This is a genomic window from Methyloversatilis sp. (assembly GCF_030696805.1).
Lineage (GTDB): Bacteria > Pseudomonadota > Gammaproteobacteria > Burkholderiales > Rhodocyclaceae > Methyloversatilis.
The window spans coordinates 1-2,570 of the sequence record NZ_JAUYRO010000073.1 but is presented as its reverse complement, the minus strand read 5'-3'; the positions used below and the strand labels follow the sequence as shown (position 1 = coordinate 2,570).

Annotated in this window: 4 protein-coding genes; 1 reads left to right on the top strand and 3 read right to left on the bottom strand. The window is 67.6% G+C overall.

The window, feature by feature from the left end; translation table 11 throughout:
* From Q8R75_RS12395 to Q8R75_RS12385, 3 genes are all read right to left on the bottom strand, one after another.
* Positions 1-1,361: IS66 family transposase (locus Q8R75_RS12395; protein ID WP_305663685.1), on the bottom strand; the 1,361-nt coding region annotated here is incomplete at its 3' end.
* Positions 1,362-1,435: 74 nt separating this feature from the next.
* A complete protein-coding gene (gene tnpB, locus Q8R75_RS12390) occupies positions 1,436-1,777 on the bottom strand; it encodes an IS66 family insertion sequence element accessory protein TnpB (RefSeq protein WP_252648857.1) in 342 nt (113 codons plus the stop codon).
* Positions 1,771-2,178, bottom strand: a complete 408-nt coding sequence (locus Q8R75_RS12385; RefSeq protein WP_305663684.1) for a transposase — start codon at positions 2,176-2,178, stop codon at positions 1,771-1,773. Before Q8R75_RS12385 ends, tnpB begins: the two co-directional genes overlap by 7 nt.
* A 144-nt stretch (positions 2,179-2,322) precedes the next feature.
* Between Q8R75_RS12385 and Q8R75_RS12380 the strand changes: the two genes are divergently transcribed.
* On the top strand, positions 2,323-2,570 hold a 248-nt coding region (locus Q8R75_RS12380; protein ID WP_305663683.1), incomplete at its 3' end, for a hypothetical protein.

Sequence of the window (2,570 nt, the reverse complement as noted above, 5' to 3'; positions counted from 1 at the left end):
CCTCGCAGCGCGCGTTCGGCCGCGTTGTTGTCGATCTCGATGCGCCCGTCGCCGGCGTAGCGCACCAGCGCCTGCCAGTGGTTGAGCGCGTACTGGATCGCCTCACCGATGCCGGACTTGCGCGGCACGCGTCGGCTCTGCGTGGTGAGCCAGTCGTGCAGGTCATCGAGCAGCGGGCGTGAGCGCATCTGGCGTGCGTCGCGCCTGACCGGCGGTGGCGCGCCGCGCACCGCGGCTTCGACCGCGTACAGGGCGCCGATACGCACCAGCGCCTCTTCGGCGATGGGCGAGTCGTGCGCGCGCACGAGATCAAAGAACTTGCGTCGCACATGCGCCCAGCAACCCGCTTCCTGCATCCGCCCGCCGGCGTACAGCGCATCGAAGCCTGCGAAGGCGTCCGCCTGCACGATGCCGCTGAAGTCGCGCAGGTGCTGCTGCGGGTGCGCACCGCGCCGGTCGGGCGAGTAGGCAAACCACACTGCAGGGGCTGCAGTGCCGGCCGCCGGCCTGTCGTCGCGCACATACACCCACAGCCGCCCGGTGCGCGTGCGCCCGCGACCCGGAGCAAGCACCGGCAAGGGCGTATCGTCGGCGTGGATCTTCTCGCCCGCTCTAACGTAGCGCGACAGCGCCTGCACCAGCGGGTCGAGCAGATCCGCCGAGCCGGCCACCCAGTCGGCAAGGGTGGAACGTTCCAGCCGCACGCCCTCGCGCGCGTAGACCGCACTTTGCCGGTACAGCGGCAGGTGGTCGCAGTATTTGGCGGTGAGCACGTGGGCGAGCAGCCCGGGGCCGGGCAACCCGCCCATGATCGGGCGGCCGGGGGCCGGCGCCTGCACGATGGTCTCGCACCGGCCGCAGGCGAATTTCGGGCGCACGTGGCGCACCACCCGGAAGCGGGCCGGGACGTACTCCAGCTCTTCGGACACGTCCTCGCCCAGGCGCTTCAGAGTGCCGCCGCACTGCGGGCAGCCGCTGCAGGTCGGGAGATGTTCCGTGCGGCTGCGCGGCAGGTGATCCGGGAGCCGGTTGCGGCCCGGGTGTCGCGGAGTAGATTCGATCGGGATGACGTCGGCGAGCGTGGCGAGATCGGCTGATGCGCCACGGGTCTCGCCGCCGCCCTGCTGCGCCGTACTCAACCCGAGATCAAGCTGGCCCGATAGCGCACCCAGCCGCTCCGAGCGGCGACCGAACTGCGCGTGCTTGAGCTTGGCCACCAGCAGTTTGAGCCGTTCAATCTCGGCCAGGCGAGCATCGAGCAGGTGCTTGAGCAGCGTCGGGTCGTCGGGCAGTGAGGCGACTTGCGCCGACAATTCGTCAGCGCTGGCTTCCGGGTTGGTGAAGGGTGTCGCGTCAAGCATGCAAGCGAGTTTACGCGATCAAGTATCGCGTGAACAGGGGGCATGCTCGCCCTGCGAACGACCCAGGCCAGGCGTCAGGCGGCCAGTTCCGGGGCTGTCCTGCGCGGGGTGCGCCAGTCGATCCCTTCGAGCAGCATCGACAGTTGGGCGGCACTCAGATGAACGCTACCGTCGGCGGCCTGCGGCCACACGAAACGGCCGCGCTCCAGTCGCTTGGCCAAGAGGCACATGCCGTCCCCGTCCCACCACAAGAGCTTCACCCGGTCACCGCGCCGGCCGCGGAAGATGAACAGGTGGCCGCTGAACGGGTCCGCCCCCAGACGCTGTTGCACCAAAGCGGCCAGCCCGTCGAAGCCGCGGCGCATGTCGGTGGCCCCCGCCGCCAGCCAGATGCGGGTGCCGGACGGAATCAGCATCGTGCCGCCAGCTGCGCGAGCACCTGCGCCAGCGTGTCGGCATCAGGCCGGCCTTCGATGTGCAGCCGCACCGTGCCGAACTCGATCGTCAGCGTGCCGCCGGGTGCTGGCGTGCGGATGGGTTCGACCGGTGCTGCAGAGCGGGCCGTTGCTCGGGCGCGGACCGACGCATCGATGTGCACCGGCAACAGCGCAGGCTCATCGTCCCCGAGCAGACCGTCCTGATACAGCTTGCGCCACAGAAAGACCTGGTTGGCGTTGATGTCGTGCTCGCGAGCCACACGCGATACCGACGCGCCGGGCGCAAAAGACGCTTCTACCACCGCGCGCTTGAACGCGACCGGATGACGCTTGTAGGGGCCGCGCTTGTATGCGCGTCCCGTTCGGGGATTTGTGTCCATGATCTCCTTTATGGACACAACATTGAGGTGCCCAAGTGCGGGCGATGATTACGCGCTGGATCAGGGAAGGGAAGACGGTGGCGGTCGGACGCTTACGATTGATCCAGTGAAGGCCATCCTGATCATGAACGAGTAGTCGCCGTCATGGCAGAAATTCCATCCATTCTCCCGGCTGCCAACACTCCTTTACCTTCGGTTCAAGGCGGTCATGAGGGGCATGGCGGAGCGCTGGCCAACACCGACAACGGGGTGTTTTCCCAAGCATTGAATCAGGCGATTGCTCAAAAGGCCAACAATCCCGAAGGCAACCACGGCGCTCACGGCGGGCAAGTTGCCGGGACGGCATCCAGCACGTCATCTGCCCATCCCAACCATTTCTCAATCGGACAAGG